This window comes from Petrotoga mexicana DSM 14811 (genome assembly GCF_002895565.1).
Classification (GTDB): Bacteria; Thermotogota; Thermotogae; order Petrotogales; family Petrotogaceae; genus Petrotoga; species Petrotoga mexicana.
This window is the reverse complement of record NZ_AZRN01000006.1, coordinates 16,635-37,369: the sequence shown is the minus strand read 5'-3', so window position 1 is coordinate 37,369 and position 20,735 is coordinate 16,635. Positions and strand designations below refer to the sequence as shown.

At 32.7% G+C, this 20,735-nt stretch carries 24 protein-coding genes; 4 read left to right on the top strand and 20 right to left on the bottom strand.

What is annotated here, in order from left to right:
- Positions 1-20: 20 nt before the first annotated feature.
- Positions 21-980, top strand: coding sequence for a P1 family peptidase (locus X927_RS02180; RefSeq protein ID WP_103076472.1), 960 nt, complete (start codon positions 21-23; stop codon positions 978-980).
- On the opposite strand, the gene X927_RS02175 is transcribed toward X927_RS02180, so the two are convergent.
- The 13 genes from X927_RS02175 to X927_RS02115 form a co-directional block, all read right to left on the bottom strand.
- Entirely contained in the window at positions 967-1,482 is a 516-nt protein-coding gene (locus X927_RS02175; RefSeq protein WP_103076471.1) for a chromate transporter, read from the bottom strand. The genes X927_RS02180 and X927_RS02175 overlap by 14 nt on opposite strands.
- Complete coding sequence (locus X927_RS02170; protein WP_103076470.1) at positions 1,479-2,042, bottom strand: chromate transporter; 564 nt, start codon at positions 2,040-2,042, stop codon at positions 1,479-1,481. The genes X927_RS02175 and X927_RS02170 overlap by 4 nt, the downstream gene beginning before the upstream one ends.
- Before the next feature lie 13 nt (positions 2,043-2,055).
- Positions 2,056-2,760, bottom strand: a complete 705-nt coding sequence (locus tag X927_RS02165) for a GntR family transcriptional regulator (RefSeq protein WP_103076469.1) — start codon at positions 2,758-2,760, stop codon at positions 2,056-2,058.
- A 644-nt stretch (positions 2,761-3,404) separates the two neighbouring features.
- A complete protein-coding gene (locus tag X927_RS02160) occupies positions 3,405-4,016 on the bottom strand; it encodes a V-type ATP synthase subunit D (protein WP_103076468.1) in 612 nt (203 codons plus the stop codon).
- A gap of 27 nt (positions 4,017-4,043) precedes the next feature.
- Positions 4,044-5,414, bottom strand: coding sequence for a V-type ATP synthase subunit B (locus X927_RS02155; protein ID WP_103076467.1), 1,371 nt, complete (start codon positions 5,412-5,414; stop codon positions 4,044-4,046).
- 11 nt (positions 5,415-5,425) lie between these two features.
- On the bottom strand, positions 5,426-7,174 hold the full coding sequence (locus X927_RS02150) for a V-type ATP synthase subunit A (protein WP_103076466.1): 1,749 nt from the start codon (positions 7,172-7,174) through the stop codon (positions 5,426-5,428).
- Entirely contained in the window at positions 7,174-7,749 is a 576-nt protein-coding gene (locus X927_RS02145) for a V-type ATP synthase subunit E family protein (protein ID WP_103076465.1), read from the bottom strand. The genes X927_RS02150 and X927_RS02145 overlap by 1 nt, the downstream gene beginning before the upstream one ends.
- A complete protein-coding gene (locus X927_RS02140; protein ID WP_103076464.1) occupies positions 7,742-8,056 on the bottom strand; it encodes a V-type ATP synthase subunit F in 315 nt (104 codons plus the stop codon). The genes X927_RS02145 and X927_RS02140 overlap by 8 nt, the downstream gene beginning before the upstream one ends.
- Positions 8,057-8,059: 3 nt before the next feature.
- The gene (locus X927_RS02135) at positions 8,060-8,506 is read right to left on the bottom strand and encodes an ATP synthase subunit C (RefSeq protein WP_103076463.1); all 447 of its coding nucleotides are present in this window, start codon (positions 8,504-8,506) and stop codon (positions 8,060-8,062) included.
- Positions 8,507-8,527: 21 nt separating this feature from the next.
- Positions 8,528-10,384, bottom strand: a complete 1,857-nt coding sequence (locus X927_RS02130; RefSeq protein WP_103076462.1) for a V-type ATP synthase subunit I — start codon at positions 10,382-10,384, stop codon at positions 8,528-8,530.
- Between the two features lie 4 nt (positions 10,385-10,388).
- Positions 10,389-11,429 carry a V-type ATPase subunit gene (locus X927_RS02125; protein ID WP_103076461.1) on the bottom strand — a complete coding sequence of 347 codons (1,041 nt, stop codon included), beginning with the start codon at positions 11,427-11,429 and terminating at the stop codon, positions 10,389-10,391.
- Positions 11,430-11,444: 15 nt separating this feature from the next.
- A complete protein-coding gene (locus tag X927_RS02120; protein ID WP_103076460.1) occupies positions 11,445-11,762 on the bottom strand; it encodes a hypothetical protein in 318 nt (105 codons plus the stop codon).
- Positions 11,763-11,891: 129 nt separating this feature from the next.
- The gene (locus X927_RS02115) at positions 11,892-12,296 is read right to left on the bottom strand and encodes a ribonuclease H-like YkuK family protein (RefSeq protein ID WP_245855452.1); all 405 of its coding nucleotides are present in this window, start codon (positions 12,294-12,296) and stop codon (positions 11,892-11,894) included.
- 204 nt (positions 12,297-12,500) lie between these two features.
- Between X927_RS02115 and X927_RS02110 the strand changes: the two genes are divergently transcribed.
- The 3 genes from X927_RS02110 to X927_RS02100 are packed head-to-tail and all read left to right on the top strand — an operon-like array spanning position 12,501 to position 14,673.
- Entirely contained in the window at positions 12,501-13,352 is an 852-nt protein-coding gene (locus X927_RS02110; protein WP_245855451.1) for a DMT family transporter, read from the top strand.
- Between the two features lie 18 nt (positions 13,353-13,370).
- Positions 13,371-14,402 (top strand): low-specificity L-threonine aldolase, encoded by a 1,032-nt coding sequence (ltaE, locus tag X927_RS02105; RefSeq protein WP_103076457.1) that lies wholly within the window; start codon positions 13,371-13,373, stop codon positions 14,400-14,402.
- Between the two features lie 7 nt (positions 14,403-14,409).
- Positions 14,410-14,673: an EscU/YscU/HrcU family type III secretion system export apparatus switch protein gene (locus tag X927_RS02100; RefSeq protein ID WP_103076456.1), complete on the top strand. Its 264-nt coding sequence runs from the start codon at positions 14,410-14,412 to the stop codon at positions 14,671-14,673.
- Here the strand turns inward: X927_RS02100 and ispE are convergent.
- From ispE to rapZ, 7 genes are read right to left on the bottom strand one after another with little or no spacing between them, the layout of a single operon-like run.
- Positions 14,666-15,439, bottom strand: coding sequence for a 4-(cytidine 5'-diphospho)-2-C-methyl-D-erythritol kinase (gene ispE, locus X927_RS02095; protein WP_103076455.1), 774 nt, complete (start codon positions 15,437-15,439; stop codon positions 14,666-14,668). The two genes, X927_RS02100 and ispE, sit on opposite strands and share 8 nt — an antisense overlap.
- Before the next feature lie 12 nt (positions 15,440-15,451).
- Entirely contained in the window at positions 15,452-16,960 is a 1,509-nt protein-coding gene (gene lysS / locus X927_RS02090) for a lysine--tRNA ligase (protein ID WP_103076454.1), read from the bottom strand.
- Between the two features lie 45 nt (positions 16,961-17,005).
- Positions 17,006-17,485, bottom strand: a complete 480-nt coding sequence (gene greA, locus X927_RS02085; protein ID WP_103076453.1) for a transcription elongation factor GreA — start codon at positions 17,483-17,485, stop codon at positions 17,006-17,008.
- 35 nt (positions 17,486-17,520) lie between these two features.
- A complete protein-coding gene (gene nrdR / locus X927_RS02080; RefSeq protein WP_012208011.1) occupies positions 17,521-17,973 on the bottom strand; it encodes a transcriptional regulator NrdR in 453 nt (150 codons plus the stop codon).
- Positions 17,974-18,000: 27 nt separating this feature from the next.
- On the bottom strand, positions 18,001-18,921 hold the full coding sequence (whiA, locus tag X927_RS02075; protein WP_103076452.1) for a DNA-binding protein WhiA: 921 nt from the start codon (positions 18,919-18,921) through the stop codon (positions 18,001-18,003).
- A complete protein-coding gene (locus tag X927_RS02070) occupies positions 18,909-19,844 on the bottom strand; it encodes a gluconeogenesis factor YvcK family protein (RefSeq protein ID WP_103076451.1) in 936 nt (311 codons plus the stop codon). Before X927_RS02070 ends, whiA begins: the two co-directional genes overlap by 13 nt.
- Before the next feature lie 31 nt (positions 19,845-19,875).
- A complete protein-coding gene (gene rapZ, locus X927_RS02065; RefSeq protein ID WP_169925093.1) occupies positions 19,876-20,730 on the bottom strand; it encodes an RNase adapter RapZ in 855 nt (284 codons plus the stop codon).
- Between the last annotated feature and the right edge of the window lie 5 nt (positions 20,731-20,735).

The following is a 20,735-nucleotide window of genomic DNA, read 5'->3' as shown; positions in this document are numbered from 1 at the left end:
AAAAAAGGAGCAGATTCAACATGTTAAATGGTATAACAGACGTACCAGGAATAAAAGTAGGACACTACACCGACAATAAATCCTTAACAGGTTGTACGGTTATTCTAGCCGAAAATGGGGCGGTAGGTGGAGTAGATGTCAAAGGCTCAGCCCCAGGAACAAGAGAAACAGACTTACTAAAACCAGGGAATCTTGTTCAAATGGTGCACGCTGTCTTATTAACCGGCGGAAGTGCTTTTGGTTTAGATGCGGCAAGTGGGGTTATGCAATTTTTAGAAGAAAATAGTATAGGTTTTCAAACAAGTACCGTGAAAGTTCCCATAGTACCTGCTGCAGTTATTTACGATTTGGATATAGGAGACCCAAACGTTAGACCCGATAAAAGATCTGGTTATATCGCAGCAAATTTAGCGACATCAGATTGTGTTGAAGAAGGATGTGTTGGTGTAGGAACCGGGGCAGTTGTTGGTAAGGCGGCAGGTGTTAACAATGCTATGAAAGGTGGGGTAGGAAGTTATTCCATTGAATTAGGTAACGGAATAGTTGTCGGAGCGATAACGGTTGTGAATGCTACAGGAGATGTTTACGAAGAAGGGGAAATAATAGCTGGGGCTATAGACCATAACAATAATTTTTTGAATATATCCGAATATATGAAAAAATCTAGTTTTAAGTCTAATCCAGGTGAAAATACAACTCTATCCGTCGTAGCTACAAATGTAAAATTGTCTAAAGAAGAAGCAAACAAAGTGGCTCAAATGAGCCATGATGGTTTGGCAAGGGCGATAAGACCTGTTCATACTATGTACGATGGAGATACTATTTTTTGTTTGTCTACTGGTGATTTATCAAGCGACGTTACTTTAATTGGCGAAGTAGCAGCAGAAGTAGTAGAAAAATCTATTATAAGGGCTATCAAATCGGCAAAAAAAGTTGGTAATATTCTCAGTTACCAAGACTTGAATCCTAGTAAAAGATAATTCCCACTACTCCTGTCATAATTATTATAAAAATTGGATTTAATTTAGTGAAAAACAGGAGCATCAAAACCCCAATAAATATAAGAAAACTCGCCAAATTTACGATATTAGCAACTCCAATTGTATATGCAGAACCAAGTATCAACCCTATAACAGCAGGTTTTAGAAATTTAAGAATATTTTGTTGAGTATCACCATTTCCGTTCTTAAAATATTTACCTATCAATAATCCTATAATTAACGAAGGTAATATTACAGCAGTTGTTGCGACCAACGAACCAAGTATCCCAAAAACCCTATATCCAACAAAAGTAGCACTATTTACAGCTATTGGTCCGGGAGTAACCTCTGCTATAGCTATTAAATCCAGAAATTCTTGAAGGGACATCCAACCTCTTCTTTCTAGATGTGTTTGAATTAGTGGTATCATTGCGTAACCACCACCAAATCCAAATAAGCCAATTTCAAAAAAAGAAAAAAACAAGCCAAATAAAGTTTTCATGACTTTTTTCTTCCTTGAGGCATAGAGTAAAGACTGCCTATAATGAAAGCGATAACAATTATATAAATAGGATTAATTTTAAATGCTCCAATCGCAACAAAAGCTCCTGCAGTTAATAAAACTAAAACGATAGACCATTTAACCGATTTTGATAGACTTATCGCGGCATATACGATAAGTGAGGCTATAGCAGGTCTTATACCTTCAAAGGCGCTTTGTAAAACGCTAAGTCCCGCTGTTTTCGTAAGAGTAAAAGCTATTACCAATATTATTATAAAAGAAGGTAAGGAAACCCCTATTGTTGATATAACTGCTCCTAAAACTCCCCTTATATTGTATCCTACTAAAATAGAAAGATTAATAGCCACAGCTCCTGGTATAGTTTGAGTTAAAGAGACCGTGTCTGTGAACTTATCCTTTTCTACCCAATTTTGCTTTTCTACGACTTCTTTCTCCATTAAAGGAATCATTGCATATCCTCCACCAAAAGTGAAGAGCCCTATTTTAAAAAACGTAATGAACATTTTTAACACTATTTTTGATTTGCCTTTTTCACTCATTTATATTATCTCCCTACAATTTCAGTTCAGTAAAGAATCTAAAATGATCGGCTCTTATCAGGCTTTCCCTGAATTCTACCAATCTATTTTCCGAATCATATGTGTATCTTGTAGTTTGAAAAAGAGGAATATTTTCATCAATTTCTAGCAATTCTTGGGCTTCCAGCGAAGGTAGGACAGGTTCGAGATATTCTTTGGCATTGACACATCTTATTCCTTCTCTAGCAAGTAAATCATACAGAGGTTTTGTTTCCAGATTTTTATTATCCACTTTTTTTAAAAACTCGACAGGAATGTAAGAACTTTCTAATATTAAAGGAATTTCACCAACTAATCTCAACCTTGTAATTTCCCATAATTCAAGGTTTTCAAATTCATCGACATCTTCCAATCCAGAAACCTTTTTTACCGATATAAGTTTAGTATTAGAATTTTCAAGCTTGCTGGCTATACTTTTTCCGAAGCTGTAAAACTTCAAAAGACTTTGCTCCCAAAAAAGAGATTGAACTTTATATCCTCGCCCTTGGTAACTTTTAATTGTACCTTGTTGCTTCAATAAACTTAAAACTTTTCTTATCGTCGTTCTTGTTACATGAAACTCCTCCGCCAACTCATTTTCTGAGGGAAGAAATGAGTTCATTGGATATTCCCCTTCATAGATTCTTGAAATTATTTTGTCAGCAATTCTTTGATAAATAGGTGTCTTATAATCAGCCATTTACAATACCTTCCTTCAATAAAAATATACAAATATGTCTACTCAAGCTTGTATACACAAATTATATCAAATAAAAGTAATCATGTCAAGAATTCACAGGGTAATATGAAAATACAGATGATTTTCTATGCAAATTGATCAGTAGTGAAATAATATTAGCAGTACTTCCAATTTTTGAGTTTTTAGAGATAATATAATAATTAAAATCGCGAGCCCCGTATTTACTTTTATGTAGAGCTCTATTTATAGATAAATTTGGTATAAAAATAGGTTTAGTTGGTCACGGAGGAACAACGGCTGACATGCGAATAAAAGGTAAGAATAGAGATTTTCAAAATAAACTAACGTATATGAGTTTACCTGCTTTGTTGAAAAACATTGGATTTTATACGGTTATGGTAAGTCCATTTAGAGAAAGGCATTCTGCTTGGTGGTTTTATGCTGGATTCAATGAGGTTTATAACCCGGGAAAAAGTGGCCTTGAAAGAGCGGATGAGGTGGTTCCTCAAAGAGTTTACAATTTTTATAAAAGGAAAAACTTTGGTTTTGTTCAATTCATCCCTGTTATAGAGCCATATGAAGAATATAATATTTCCCATCCCTATTCTTTAAATCCAAAGGAATATGGCTATTTTCTGAAAGTGTCACTTCTTCATCTTTTTGAGTTTGAAGAATTCTTCTCTTTCAGTTTCTTCCAACGTATCTTGAATAAATTTAATAGATTCTTTCATCTTAGGTATGACAATATTTTCTAGAGCGGAAACTCTTTTTTTTGTTTTTTGAACTTCATAAGCAAGCTTGTAAACTTTATTTTCAATCATAGATGCTTCTGTTATTAATTCCAAAGCCGTTTCAAAAGAAATGTAAGCTTCATCTAAAGCGGCATCCGTTCTATATATTTCGTAAGGAATTTCCAACTTGGGTTTTTCTTGTCTGATTAATTCCGGAACCTCAACTCCCATAACGCTTTTGAACCTTATTTTTAATTCATCATATTCTGGGATTCCATTGGCATATTCTTCTATATTTTCAATGCCGAGATCTAAATTTGCTAACTGTAAAGATTCATAAGCCCTAGCTAGTGTAGTTAATATTTTTTCTTGTATTTCTTTAGCTTGTTCTATCAAATCAACTAGCTCTTTCATTATAATATTTCTCTTTTTCTCTAATAGGTCATGGCCCTCTTGTGAAAGTTGGTATTGTTGTTTTAAAGCAATCAAATTACCTTTTGTGGGGATAGTTTGATCGAAAATCATTGTTTTCACCCTCTCTAATACGTAGATTTATTTTTTGGAATAATGTTCTTCAAATTCTTTTTCTTTAATCCGGGTTAATTCTGTTTTTGGCAACAAAGAAAGTATTTCCCAAGCAAGATCAAGTGATTGTTCCAAATTTCTATTCTCTTGAAAACCTTGATTAAGAAATTTCTGTTCGAATTCTTCACCAAATTTTAAATATAGTTTATCGATTTCCGATAGGTCATCTTCACCAATTATGGCCGCTAATGACCTTATTTCAAAAACTCGAGAATAAGAAGCAAAAAGTTGGGAAGATAGATTTGGATGGTCATACCGAGTATACCCTTCTCCTATACCATCTTTCATCAGTCGTGATAAGGAGGAAAGGCTGTTTATAGGCGGATATATATTTTTTCTAAATAGATCACGAGATAATACTATTTGGCCCTCGGTGATGTATCCTGTTAAGTCAGGGATGGGGTGGGTGATGTCATCATTTGGCATTGTTAAAATAGGTATTTGAGTTACCGAACCTTTTTTCCCTTTGATTATTCCCGCTCTTTCATACAAAGAGGCAAGATCGGAGTAAAGATATCCTGGGAATCCTTTTCTTCCTGGTACTTCTCCTCTGTAATTAGATAGTTCTCTCAAGGATTCACAATAGTTTGTCATATCGTTTAAAATAACTAAAACGTGTTTATCTTCTTCAAAAGCTAAATATTCTGCTACAGTCAATGCCATTCTAGGGGTTGCTATCCTTTCCACCACTGGATCACTCGCCAAATTTAAAAATAACACCATATTCTGAATTGCTCCACTGTCTTCGAAATTTTTGATTATGAAGTTGGCATCATCTTTTTTTAACCCTATAGCAGCAAAAACTACAGAAAATTCTTCTTTGGAAGTTAACTTTGCTTGCTTGGCGATTTGTACTGCTAAATTATTATGTGGCAAACCATTTCCAGAAAAAATCGGCAATTTTTGTCCTCTTATTAAAGTCAACATTGTATCAATTACAGAAATACCCGTTTGAATGAAATTTTTGGGGTATTCTCTGGCAGCGGGGTTTATGGCTGATCCGTTTATATCCGCACTTTTTTGAGAAATAATCTCCCCCATTCCATCAATTGGTTCTCCTAATCCGTTGAAAGTTCTTCCCAAAATATCACTAGATAAATTGATTTCTTGGGTTCTGCCCAAGAATTTTATCTTTGAATTTGTAAGAGAAAGTCCTTGTGTTCCTTCAAAAACCTGAACAACAGCTTTATTTTCAGAAACAAGAATAACGGAACCCACTCTTCTTTTTCCTTTTTCCTCTATTTCCACTATTTCATTGTATCCGATATCTTCCGTATTTTCAACTATTATAAGAGGTCCTCTAATTTCTGAAATTTGATCGTATTCCCTTATTGCCATTTTTTCACCTCTTAACTGTTATACTTTTTTTCCAATTCTTCAAAATGTTTACCTAAAAGATCTTCGATTTTCTTGAATTCGTTCAAATCGGTGATATCTTCTTTCATTGTTAACAACTTACTTGTTATTTCTGAGGGTAGGACTTGAGTAATTGGAACTGACCTGTTTATAAAAGTTTTAGCCTTGTAATAAGTATCAATTATAATCTTTAGCATCATATGTTGTTTTTCTAATTGACAGTACGAATCGACTTCACTGAAAGCGTTTTGTTGTAATATTCCAATTTTTATTATTCTAGCTATTGAAACTACCAATTTTTGAATATCAGGTAAAACATCTTCCCCAACAATTTTTATAGTTTGTTGAAGAGCATCGTCTTGGTTGAGTAATTCCATAGCTTCATTTCTATACTGACTCCAGTCTTTTGTAACGTTTTTGGTGAACCATTCTTTTAAATCACCTGCGTATCCGCTATAGCTGGTAATCCAATTTATAGATGGATAATGTCGAGAATAAGCTAGGTTTTTGTCAAGTCCCCAGAAACATTTAACAAATCTGGTAGTACTTTGAGTAACAGGTTCAGAAAAATCTCCACCAGGAGGTGATACGGCTCCAATTATTGTGACAGAACCATTCGTATCGTTGAGATTTTTCGATAATCCGGCTCTTTCATAAAACTGGCCAATTCTGGAAGCAAGGTATGCGGGATAACCTTCTTCTGCAGGCATTTCTTCCAGTCTTCCTGATAATTCCCTCAGTGCTTCAGCCCATCGTGAAGTGGAATCAGCCATTACTGCAACGTTGTAACCCATGTCTCTATAGTATTCTGCGATAGTTACCCCGGTATAAATAGACGCTTCTCTAGCAGAAACAGGCATGTTGGAAGTATTTGCAATTAGGACAGTTCTCTCCATCAGCGGGGCCCCCGTTTTAGGGTCCTGTAAATTAGGGAATTCTTCCAATACCTCTGTCATTTCATTTCCTCTTTCTCCACAACCGATGTAAACAATAATATCAGCATCTGCCCATTTAGCTAATTGATGTTGAGTTATAGTCTTCCCGGTACCAAAACCTCCTGGGATAGCGGCAGTTCCTCCTTTACTGATGGGAAAGAAAATATCTATAACTCTTTGGCCCGTTATCAAGGGTATATTGGGTTCTAATTTATTTTTTACAACTCGAGGTACTTTAATAGGCCAAAATTGATACATTTTTATTTCTTTTATACCGTCTTCAGTTTGAATTTTTGCCAAAACCTCATCTACTTTATAGGAACCATTTTGTTTGATTTCAACTATCTTTCCATGTATATCTGCTGGAACCATAATTTTATGCACTATGTGTTTTGTTTCTTGCACTTGAGATATTACATCTCCACCCTTAACAATATCTCCTTTTTTCTTTAAAAACATAACTTCCCATCTTTTTGAAAGATCTAGTCCAAACTCCTCTACCCCTCTGCCAATAAAGGATCCACTTTTCTCTATTAATTTGTTCAATGGTCTTTGAATACCGTCGTAAATACTTCCTAGAAGGCCCGGACCTAACGCTACAGAAAGCATCTGTCCTGTACCTTCAATGGGTTCCTTAGGTTTTAACATAGAAGTTTCCTCGTAAACTTGAACAGTTGCTTCATCTTCATCAATGGAGATTACCTCTCCTATTAAGTGCAGATTACCTACCTTAACCATTTCATTCATCGAAAGTTTTTCCACACCTTTAACTTTAACGACAGGTCCATTTATTTCTTTAATGTACATTATATATCACCTACTTCTTCCAATATCAGAGAGAAGATTTTTGTTTTATTTTGTTCTACATATGAATCTATGCTGTTGTTAATGATTGTATTATTACTTTTTAGGAGGATTCCACCTTCAATTTCTTTACTTGTTTTAACGTTATGATCTAAAACTATAGATTTCACTGTTTCATAATCATTTTTGTTACAGAGCACCTCGTAATCGTTATGTATCAGCTTAGTTGCGTCAATATACAATTTTTGGTAAAAATATTTTTTGTTGTCAGGATCCAAAGTCACAAGATCTTTTTTTATTAATTGTAAAAGACTTTCCAATAGTTGGTTTTTCAACTTAAGTCTTTCTTGTTTTATCTTCAACTTAGCTTTTGATTGGCTAACTTTCACAGTAAGGTCGGCCTCTTCTTTAGCTTCCTTTAATTTTTTATCTCTGTAATTATTTATATCTTCTTCAATTCTTTTTTGAACCTCTTCCAGTTTCTTATTATAAGAAATTTTTAATTCATCACATTTTTGTTCAAATTTCTTGTCTAATAATTCAAGCATTGATTCCAATTTATCTTCGATTTCATTCATTTATTTTCACTCCAATTGCCCCTTCAACGTACTTTGTAATGAAATCTTTGTCGCCTCGCCATCCGTGCCTATCCGGTATGACAAAAATTAAAGGTAACTGTCCGGCTAGTTTATGTTTTTTAACTTCTTCCGGTATCTTTTGTGAAGCTAACTCAGTTATCAAAACAACGCCAATTTCTTTATTGCTCAACGCCTTATTGAAGGCTTCTAATATCTCATCTCTTTCATGAACAACGGTCCCAACAATTCCACTAAGTCTTAAACCAATGGCAGTGTCGATGTTATCACTTATTAGAAAGAATTTCATTTGTTAGATTCTCCCCAGTATCATTATCGAAACGATCAACCCATATATCACTATTCCTTCGGCTAAACCTACGTATATTAACGTTCTTCCTAATAACTCGGGTTTTTCACTTATAGCTCCTACCGCTGCCGAACCTACTATCGCAACACCGATACCTGCACCAATAGCGGATAAACCTGTAGATAATGCTGCGCCCAATAATCCTAACCCCTTATTGTTCGTTGTGTCAGATGTTACGCTCGTTTCAGTTGTAGAAGTTGTTGTTTGAGCTGAAACATGGGTCGGGAAAAGAGTAATTATAGCTAAAAGAAGTACAACTCCAAATACAGCAATGTTTCCCCTAAAAAACTTTTTTGCAAAAGATCTTGCCTTTTCGGGTTTTTTTGAAAAATAAAAACCAAACATAATTGTCAAAACAACTAAAGCGGTTAATGAAACAACATATGCCATAACTAACACCTCCGGAAATTTTTAAAATTTGTATTTAACTGGATTAAATTCTTTCCCATTACCTTTGAAAAACCTGGTGAAAAATTCGTAATAATCTAACCTTAAAGTTTGAATGAACACAACCAGGCCTTCCAATCCGATTATTAGAATATTACCCAAGAGTAATATAACAAATGAAACTACTGAGTTACTTGCCATTTGAGACATCATGTAAAATGCGAGAAATAGCCCGGCATGGTTTAAAGCAAAAGCACCTAACCTTATAAAAGAAAGAGTGTTGCTTAGGTATCCAAGTAGAGATTCAAAAAGCTCGAAAAAACTTTGAACAGCTTTTTCACTTAATTTTCCTTTTTCAAAGATTATACCATTAAGATATATGGCAACTATCAATGCAACAATAAAACCAATACTTATTTTTGGGAATGCACCATTTCTCATATAATAAAAAATTCCTCCAAGTACTATCCAATAAAATGCAATCCCTGATAAGCCATTTGGATCGAATAAAAGTTCAAATGTTTGCTTATTTTTAATCTTGTTGAATATGTTCAAAATCATAGCTAAAGTTATCACAGCTATCCCGAAGTAAATTGAAGTGAGTAGAAAATAGTTTATATTATCCATAGGTCTTTTCCACAAGGGTTTAATGATATTTTCAAATCCAAAAAAACTCCCATATAACGTTCCAAAAATCATCGAAGAGATTCCAGAAGCACCTAAGACGTAAAATAAGTCACTTTTACTCTTTTTGTAAATTAGAAATCCCAATAAAGTAAGAACAAGGCCATGTCCAATGTCACCAAACATCATCCCAAAAAAGAATAAGAATAATATTGAGATTATAGGTGTTGGGTCTATTTCATCGCTCGATGGTGTGCTGAACATCTTAACAATGAACTCAAAATGTTTGAAAAAACTTCTATTCTTAAGTAAAGTAGGTTGTTTTTCTTTAATACTACATTCAATAAGTAAAGAATAATCATTTGAATTACAATAATGAAAAAGTTTTGAATATGTTGCCTGATCGGTCCAACCAGAGATTATGAAAAAGTCCTCAGTGAAACTAATATTCTGAACTAAATCATAGATATTTTTCATGACGAAAACATAATCAGAGTATTCGTAAATATATCTACGCTTTTCGTAGAACAACTTTTTTATAGACATCTCGATAATTTCAATTTCGTATTTAACAGCCTTCAATTGGTCTTGAATTGTTTTCAATATATCTGAAGGCGTTCCTGAATAATTCTTAGGGATTTCGTATTCTACAAAATTAGCAATTGAAAGTGTTTTTTCTATATCTTCGTTGGAGTCATATACGATAAAAAGCCATACGAAATCTTTATCTTCGTTGAGTTTTAATACTAAAATATCCTCATTTTTTATACTGTTAAAAAGCCTTTCATAGTACATACTGCTGATTTTGCCTACTTTGTATTTAAGGTTTTGTATTTTTTGTATATTTTTAACATCAAGTTGAATCTTTTGTAGTTTATCAAAAAGATTCAGATTATTTTCCAGATACTTTTCTTCTTCTTTCAACTTTGAAATCCTTTCGGATAAAGTGTGCAACTCATCCGTAAGATTTTTTGAAAACTCGATTATTTCATCTTTTTTAATTTTTGTAGGGAAAGAAACTTCCCATGTTTTGGGTTCGGGGTTCTTTTCCACAAATTCATAGATATTTCTAAAATTTTCGTATATTTCCTGAAAAGGGTTGACGTTATCTTTTTTTATCCTTTCTAATAGACTTTCATCCAGTACCTTTTCGAGTGGTATAACTTCCACACTTTGAGAATCAATAATTCTCTTTGAAATTTTTTCTAATTCTGTTTTGGTGGAGATTATTGTGAACGGTTTTAGTCTTTCCTGCATGAACTCACTCCTCAATCAACAGCAAAAAAGCGTTGAATCTATCATTGGGAATTTTATACCTTTTGGCTTCTATAAGAGTAATTAAATCTTTATATTCATATTCTCTAAGAAATAAATATCCGCTCATAACTGTCAAACCATTTTGGGTTTCAGATATTAATTCTTTTGCATCTTTTAACAATATTCTATTACATAACCTTTCTATTATGTAAGAAAATATATTTTGATCAATATTCTTAAAATATTCTCCATAAAAGGTCAAAGAGATTTTCTCGATGAAATCATTGAGATCTTCTGAAGTTGAAAGATTTTCTATTTCACTTTTTGATAATTTAAAAGTTATTGGGAGCAATAAGTTTAAAACTTCGCTTGTAGAAAGTTTGAAGAGAAGCCTTGCTCTATAGATCCATTGAATATTTATTAAATCCACTTGTTTGAAGAATAAATCCCTCAAGTTTGAAGAAAATTCTGGATTTTTTTTGAATTCTGATTCCAAACTGGAAAAATACCAAAAGTCTATAGCGTTTAACAAATATTGCAATTTTTGTGTTTTTCTGTAGTTGTCATAGGCGGAGGTGATTACTCCAGAGTAAATACTATTTTTAAATGTGTTTAAAGCGTCGTCAAAATTCTTTATCGCCATGAATGTCTCTTCACTAATGGTTTTGTGATTAACGGGGAAAAGTCTTTCCTTTGAAATATATTCTAAATGACCAGAATGTAGAGAACGGAAGATAAATTTTATATTTTCAATTTCATAACGCCTTTCTATTAACTTAAATAATTTTTGAACTTTGACTGGTAGATAAAAATACAAATGGTAAAAGTCTGATAATATAGATTTTCGTATCAATATTTCCAAGTCTCTTCTGTGTAAATTTGCTATATCTGTTCCTACTAATACTTCATTGTAATGAGTGTTGTTTTTTAAGTAAGCGACTATTTCTGTTATCGAACTCGCTTCTATTAAATTGTGATAATCACTTTGATTAAGGATTTTGGAATACAGTGCTTTAACTTTAGATGTTAGTCCAGGGATCAACAATTTCAACAACCTCGATCAGTAAATTAAATTTTCTATCACTTTTTTGGCTATTTTTTCTTTATCTTTTTCCAACTTTTCAAACTTGTTTTTATAATTCTTTATATCTCTATCTGCTTCGTCCAATAGATCTCTTGATCTTTCTTCTGCTTTTTTAATGATGGCTTTGTATTGATTATCAACTTCCAGCATTTTATCCTCTTTTTCTTTTTCTAAAAGAGAAATTTGTTCTTCTTGTTCCTCAATCAATTTTTTTTGGAAATCTTTTAATTTTTTATCGTAGTTCTCTTCTGCTTCTATCAACTTTTTTATAACGTCGTTTGGATTTAAATTCATGATTCCACCTCTGAGAAAAAATACAACTATTTTTACTAAATTCTACTTATATATTGTACTCCTATTTATGTTAAGAAAATAAAAATAATTGTTGAGAATATAATTAAAACAAAAAATATACCAATATTTTTACTTGGTATATAGATGAGCAACATTAGTAGCTGCAAATGATTCTGGCTTTATTTTATAATTATATCCCAAACCTTTTACGTAGCCTGTAATAACACTAAAAACCTCTTTTGATCTACCGTTTAAACCTATATCAAGGTGTATTTCTGGCTTTATTAAATTTAAGTGATTTTCGATAAATTCTGCGGTGTTTAAACTAAATTCGGCTTCTTTTATCAATCTTGAGTACATATCGTATGACCTACGTTCGTGAGTGACATAATAAAAATATGTAGCCCCATTGCCTACTTTGTAAATTACTATAGCTGTCGCAAAAGTTACGTGCCCATCTCTTGCATGGCTATCTGTACCTACCCACACTTTGTAACTTTTGTTTTCTAAAAATAATTTAATGAAATTAGTCAAATCTTTGAATTCTACAGTGCCTATAGTTGGATTTTTTAACTTGAAAACATTACCCCCTTTTTTATATAAGTTTTCTTCAATTATACACCAAAACGCAACGATTTTTATTAAAAATTCTTAAGATTAATTAAGAATACGATTTAAATTCGAATTAAAATTTGGTATAATATTTCGAAATAAGCAAAAAAAATGGGGGAGTATAGATTGATTAGAGCATTTTTATGGCTTTTGCTAGTTACTGTAATATGGGGTTCTACCTTTCCAATTCACAAGGTAGTGTTAACTGATCTTCAAACTTTGCCCTATTTGTTTATAAGGTTTGGTATTGCAGCTGTTTTATCTTTCCTTATTTGGAAAAAGCATTCTTTCAAGTACGGGGCAACCTTAGGAATAATTTTAGGACTAGCACATGCCTTGCAAACTTATGGAATCAATTTTACAGATGCTTCAAAAAGTGGATTTATTACCTCTTTATATATTCCATTTACTCCTATAATTTCTTATTTAATTGAAAAAGAAAAACCTAACTTCATTCAGTGGTTATGTTTTCCTTTGTCTTTGTTAGGTTCTTACATGCTTTTTGGAGGTATTTCAGGGTTTAATTTTGGGGATTTCTTAACGTTTTTGGGTGCCGTTTTGTTTGCAGTTCATATTGTTTTAATAACGAAATTTTCAAAAGTTGTTGAAGAAACATCGCTTTTAGCTTATCAGTTTTTATTTGCTGCTATAATCAATGTGTCAATTTCATTCAATTCTAGTTGGAAATTAGGTGCGCCAATTTGGTTAACCGCTATATACACTGGAATAGCAGCGACCATAGTTGTGAATTTTCTGCAAGCTAGATATCAAAAGGTAATTGGTTCTAATTCAACCGTTCTTATATTCATTGGCGAACCCATATTCGCTTCATTATTTTCATTTATTTTTTTAGGGGAGAAATTTTCTGGGTTACAGATGATTGGGGCTTCAATTATGATTGGAGTAATAATTTTGACTACTTTTTCATATAGAGTAAATAAATATTTGAAAAAGAAATTAGATTTAAAAGAGCTTTGAGAAAGAGGAGGAGTTTTAGTGAGATACATAGACATCAGAAGTGATACCGTTACGCAACCTACTCAAGAGATGAGAGAAGCGATGTTTAATGCAAAAGTTGGTGATGATGTTTACGATGAAGACCCAACGATGAAAAAATTAGAAGAATACGCTGCAGAAGTAGTTGGAAAGGAAGACGCACTTTTTGTTCCTAGTGGAACGTTTGGTAACCAACTTTCCATATTTACACATTGTGAAAGAGGAAATGAAGTTATCCTTGATGATAGTTGCCATGTAGTTGTTCACGAGGTTGGAGCGGCTTCGGTAATTGCTGGTGTACAATTGAGAACTATAAAGAGTGATAAGGGAGTTATGTCACCTCAAGACATTCAAAACAGAATAAGAAAGGAAGAAGACGACCTTCATTTCCCCTCTACTGGTTTGATATGTCTAGAAAATGCTCATTCCAATGGAAGGGTTTTGCCACTTGAAAATATGAAAGAAATATCTGAGATAGCTCATGAGAATGGAATTCCTGTTCATTTGGATGGAGCTAGAGTATTCAACGCTGCAACCTACTTGGACGTTGATCCCAAGGAGATAACTCAGTACTGTGATTCAGTTATGTTTTGCCTTTCAAAGGGTTTGTGTGCCCCTGTAGGTTCTTTACTGGCCGGGAGTAAAGATTTCATTCAAAAGGCCAAAAAGAAACGGAAACTGATGGGTGGAGGTTTAAGGCAAGCTGGATTTTTAGCTGCTGCAGGGTTAATTGCCCTTGAAAAGATGAGATTTAGACTAAAAGAGGATCATGAAAACGCTAGATATCTGGGAGAAAGATTGAGTGAAATCCCTGAAATTTCTTTGAACTTAGACGATATTCATATAAATATGGTTTTTTTCACAATACAAAAAGATATAAATTTTGAGGAAATGGTATCATTTTTTTTAGAAAAAGGTATCAAAATAAATCCACCAGAAAATGGAGAATTCAGATTTGTAACTAATTATTGGGTAAGTAAAAAAGATGCGGATTACATTGTTGAAACAATGAAAGAGTATTTAAAGAAGTGATGAAAAAATGTCTAATTCAAAAAAAGCGGTAGCTTTACGGTATAAGCGAGGAACGGATCAGGCACCTAAAGTCGTTGCTAAAGGTATCGATTCAATAGCCAGAAGGATCATAGAAATAGCTGAAGAGGAACACATACCAATAGTTAAAAGCGAAAAAGCTGTTGAAGAGTTTTATGGTTTAGATTTGGATGAAGAAATTCCTGCCGAGTTGTATGAGCTAGCTGCTGAAATAATTGCTTTTGTCTATAAGCTAGATAAAGAGTTCAGTTAGCTTCAATTACTTTGTATAACGTACTACCTGAACCAGACATCAAAGCAAATATAATTTCTTCATCCTTTTCTAGGTCATCCTTTTTTTGTTTCAATTTAGGATATTCTTTGAATACCACTTGTTCGAAAACGTTAAACGCATTTTGTTTAGCAGTTATAACGTCGTTATTTTTTAAAGCTTTGTACAGTTTGTATGGATCACCAAAATGGATGATACTTTCCCAATTTTGGTCTATTTTTTCATACATTTTTTTAGTATCAATGTTATAGTTCATGGGGTATATTTTTATATTTAATTTTAACGGTTCCAAAAATTCTAAAATTTCTCCTTTGCCTTTACCGATAGCCGTTCCGCCTTTTAGCAAAAAAGGAACATCACTTCCAACTTTGCAACTTATTTCGAATAAGTCTTTTTCTGATATTTTAAAATTCTTTGAGAGAAAGTTTAAAACAGCAGCGGCATTGGCACTTCCGCCCCCTAATCCTCCACCCATAGGTAAATTCTTAATAAGCTTAATTTTTAAGTTAAAATTGTAAAAACCCGTTTCTTTTTTAAAGGTCTCTATGGACTTTTTTATTATATTATTATCCCATGAAATATTTAAAGGAGGTTCTGATTCGAATATTTCACTTTTAGAAAATTCGATAAATATATCGTCGTGTTCGTTAATAGATTGGAAAAGGGTTAAAATATTATGGTAACTATCTTTTCTCCTACTAATTACATCTAAGTAAAGGTTAACTTTTCCAAAGGCTTTTAAATGCATTAAAATCCTCTTTTACTCGTTAGTCTCTTCTTCTTTCAACATAGCTTCTTCGTCTTCGAAAGACACTGGTTTTACAATTGGGAAAGGTATTATGTCGCGAATAGTTGGAGTATCGGTGAGCAACATACAAACTCTGTCAATACCTATTCCTAGCCCTCCAGTTGGTGGCAAACCATATTCTAAGGCCCTTATGAAATCAAGATCCATCATTTGAGCTTCTTCATCGCCCAACTCTTTCAGTTCCATTTGCTTTTTAAACCTTTCAAATTGATCTTGAGGATCATTCAATTCAGAAAAGGCGTTAGCTATTTCGTTGCCCTTTATTATTAATTCAAACCTTTCGGTCAACCTTGGGTCATCTTTTTTTCTTTTTGCTAGTGGAGATAATTCTATAGGGTAATCCATAACAAATGTAGGTTGAATGATCTTATCTTCGACTAAATCCCATACTTTATCGAGATAATGGTATCTGTCTTCTATTTCTACCTCTTCACCTTGGTTTTTCAAAAACTCTTTTAGTTCTTGATCACTAGCTTCTACTATATCTATTCCAAGATTTTCTTGTATGAATTCTCTCATCTTTATTCTTTTGAAAGGAGGTGTGAAATCTATTTCTTCTCCTTGATATGTAACTTTTGCTTTGTTGTGAACTTTTTTTGTAATGTTGTACAAGAGATCTTCGGTTAGTTCCATCATATTGTTGTAGTCAGCAAAAGCTTGATACAACTCAATAGTTGTGAATTCTGGATTATGTTTGTTTGAAACACCTTCGTTTCTGAATATTTTCCCTATTTCATAAACTTTTTCCATGCCTCCGACGACCAATCTTTTTAGATGTAGTTCTGTGGCTATCCGGAGGTACATATCTATATCATAAACGTTTAGATGGGTAATAAAAGGTCTTGCATTTGCTCCCCCCATTATACTTTGGAGAACAGGAGTTTCGACTTCTAAAAAACCTTTGTTGTTTAAGTATTCTCTAATGTATTTGATGATTAAAAAACGTGTTCTAAGGGTTTTAATGGTGTCATCGTTTGCGATCATATCCACATATCTTTGTCTATATCGAACTTCTTTATCTTTGAGTCCATGCCATTTTTCTGGAAGAGGGCGAATAGCCTTTGAAAGTAATTCTATTTCTAAAGCCAAAAGGGTTAATTCGCCGGTTCTTGTTTTGAAGGGATAACCTTTTATTCCTATCCAATCTCCGATATCAATATATTCTTTGAAAAAATCATAACTTTCTTGCCCTACTTGATCTAAACGGATATATATTTGGATACGTCCAAATTCATCCTTTAAATCAGCAAAAGCAGATTTGCCGTGTTTTCTTAGATTCATCAACCTTCCGGCGAAATTAAAAGCTTGATCCGGTAATTGTTGGCCAGCCTCTATTTTACTGTCGAAAAGATCTTTAATTTGTTGAGAAGTATAATTTTTTTGAAAATTGTACTTATACGGATTGTATCCTTTTTCTCTCATTTCTTTAATTAGATGTATTCGTATATTTCTAAGATCCATACTTTGCCTCCTGCTTGGTAAAGTTAGTTTGTAATGTGTGAAATCTTAGCTTATCTCTTTGATTTCTATTTTTTTTGAGCTTCCTCTGGCTGTTTTAATGTTGATAACTTCCCCTTTTCTTCTTCCTAGTAATGATCTTCCAATAGGAGATTCAATACTGATCTTATTTTCTTCGATATTTGCCTCTTGAGGGGTAACTAGCAAGAACTCCTGTTCTCTATTCAATCTATAATCTTTTATTTTCACCTTTTTTCCTAAACTTACGGTAGAATTATCGTGATTGCTTCCATTTTCAATTACTTCTGCATTGTCTAATATGTAATCTATCTCTTTGATTCTTGAATCTATCATTCCTTGTTCGTTTTTTGCCTCTTCGTACTCACTGTTCTCTGATAAATCTCCCAATTCCCTGGCTTCTTTAATTCTTTGGGCAACTTCCCCCATAAGTCTTTTTTTAAGCTCTTCTCGTTCCTTTTTTAATTTTTCGTACCCTTCTCTGGTTAGTTTGTATACTTGTTCAGCCACTTTTGTATCGCTCCTCCCATTTCTAATAATGGTGATTAACTATTTTTTAATTCTCTTATAGCCTGTAAAAAACTGTCTAAATCTCTGAATTCTTTATAAACCGAAGCAAATCTTACATAAGCTACCTGGTCGATTGATTTCAATTGCTCCATAACCTTATCACCGATTTCAGAAGAATAAATTTCTGAATTGCCACTTCTTCTTAATTGTTCTTCTATATTATCAACAATTTCTTCGATTTGATCCGTACTTACAGGCCTTTTTTCACATGCCTTTAAGATCCCGTTCATTAGTTTTTTTCTATCGTATAGTTCTCTTCTGCCATCTTTTTTTATTATTCTTATCCTTGTTTGTTCGTATCTTTCATAAGTTGTAAAGCGTGCTTGGCATTGCAAACACTCTCTTCTTCTTCTTATGGAAGTGCCGTTACTAACTGGTCTTGAGTCTAGAACTTTAGTTTCCTCGTAACCACAGAAAGGACATTTCATAATTATTGCACCACCATTTTACCTAAATTAGGTATTTTTTAGAGATTCAGCAATTTTTGAAATTTTTTTTAGTTTGTTGTACAAGGTAGATTTTTTCATTGATAAAGATTCTGCCATGTTACTCAAACTTGCATCTTCATTTTCTAATCTAAAAGCAGCAATTTGTTTTAGGTCGTTTGGTAAACTATCTAAACCAATGCTTTCTTGAATAATTTGTATATCGTTAATTTGCTTTATTGAGCTATGAGCTGTTTTTGATGAATTAGCAGATATTAAATTAATAGTCCTTGTAACGTTGCTACGTAAATCCCTTATATCCATTAATTCACTTAGTTCTTTTACTTTTTCCTTGGCATTGAGAAGTTCAAGGATATTCAAAATGTCATCGCGTGATTTTATGTATACTTTCGAGCCTTTACTTCTATTAAAAAATCTGGCATTTACACCCAAAAGACTTTTAAATGTTCTAACTAAATCCTCTTTAAATATATTGTTTGTTTTCAAATTGAATTCTAAATGATAAGATTCTTTTACTGATATAGACCCACAAGATAACAATAAACCTTTAATAAAAGATCCAAAAATTACTGGATCTTTTTTTAAAAGTGGGGAAAATCTATTTTTAGTTAAACAAATATTTTTTTTCTTTAATATTTTATCTGTTGTTTGATAGTTTAAGAATATAGAACCTGTTCCTCCGAGATTTAACCTTTTTTCGTTGTTAAATTGTACTTCAAATTTATCGGTGAAAAAATATTTGCAAAGTTTATATAATCTTTTAAAACTATTCAAAGATGTTATGGATATTTTTATCAATTTTTTAGTTTCTTTTTCAATAATTTCCCCTTTTCCTATGAAAAAACCATAGAACTCAGCTTCTGGGAAAATATAATCACTATTCACAAGACTCAATTTTAGTGCTTCTGAAAAGGAATTCATCGAACGCATTTTAAAATCAACTCTGATGTTTTTTTTGGATCATGTCTAATTTTCGGTTCCTCATCGTTTATAATATAAACCAAATCTGATATCATTACTCTTCTATCTGCTTCCATATCCAATTTTACTGGGATAGATCCCATTTTCTGGTATCTTTGAATTATTTCGTCTGGTAAATTTGATTTGTTGGCTATGATGTAATCTAATTCTTCACCTAAATAATTTTCTAATTCTTTAACATGATCTTTCAAAGAATAATTAGTCGTTTCTCCGGGTTGTGTCATAATATTCGCAATATATACTTTCCTAGCTTTGCATAAATTGATTGCGTTTCTTATTCCGTCTACCAATATATTGGGGATAATACTCGTATATAAACTGCCAGGCCCAAAAATTATTATATCAGCTTTTTGAATAGCCATAACGCTTTCATCAAATGCCTCGGCATTGCCGTCCAACCAGATTCTTTTTATATTTTTATTTTTCAACACAATTGATGTTTCCCCAAAAATAATTTCACCATCGTCAAGTTCTGCTACAAGTTTTAGAGAATCCAAAGAAGCAGGAAAGACCTTTCCCCTTATTTTCAGCGCTTCAGACAACGTTTTTATCGCTAAAGGGAAATTATTACCGTTAATTCGAGTTAATGCTAGCAAAATTATGTTACCAAGATTATGATTTTTTAAGAAGCCTTCATTAAATCGATATTTAAGTAATTTAGTAAGAAAGGTTTCCTGTTCAGCCAAAGCTAAGATGTTGTTCCTAATATCTCCTGGTGGCAGTATATTGAAATCTTCACGCAATATTCCTGAGCTTCCTCCATCATCTGTAACGGTAACAATGGAAACAATATCGAGATCTTGATTCCATTTCAATCCCCTTAATATTTGACTTGTTCCCGTTCCACCACCAATAGTTACTATATTTTTCACAGTATCAACCCACCTGACGAAAATTTCCATGTTATCGTTCTATATCTCTATGATCTATACTTACTTCTCTACCTTCATTTTTTAAAATTTCATAAACCTTCTGAGCAACGTAAACCGATCTATGTTGCCCTCCTGTGCAACCTATGCAAAAATATGCTTCTATACGACCACTTTCAGAATATTTATCTTGGATAAATTTCGCTAAATTAGCAATCTTCTCGACAGTTTCATGAGTTTCTTTAAATTTTTCAAGGAATTCAATTACTTTCATATCTAAACCAGTAAGTTCATACATCTCTGGAAAATAAAAAGGATTTGGGAGATATCTCACGTCAAAAACATAATCAGAGATTGGTGGAATACCGTTTTTAAATCCAAAACTAATAAAATTTAACTTTAGTTTTTTCATATCTTCTTTTATCATCTGAAAGAATCTTTTTTTAAACTCGGTTGGTTCAGTTGAGGAAGTATCGATAACAATGTCACAATAACTTTCTATTTCTGACATAACTTTCATTTCTTCATCTATAGCGTTTTCTAAGGAAAGGCCTAAAGGGTGGGTTCTTCTGCTTTTTTTGTATCTGTTGATTAACTCACTTTTATCAGCTTTTAAAAAGACTTTATGAATTTCCATATTACATTTGGCTAAACTTTCAACATTTTTAAATAGTTCGTTCAATTTATCTGGATTTTTCCATCTAATATCGCTTACTATAGCAAGTTTTTTAACATTGCTTGTACATAAAATGTTTAAAAAATGTTCTATTAAATGAGGAGGTATGTTGTCAACTGTATAATATCCTTCGTCTTCTAGAGATTGTAATAATAAGGTCTTACCCGCTCCTGATAATCCGGTTATTAAAAAAACAGTTGGTTTTGTTTGCAATATTA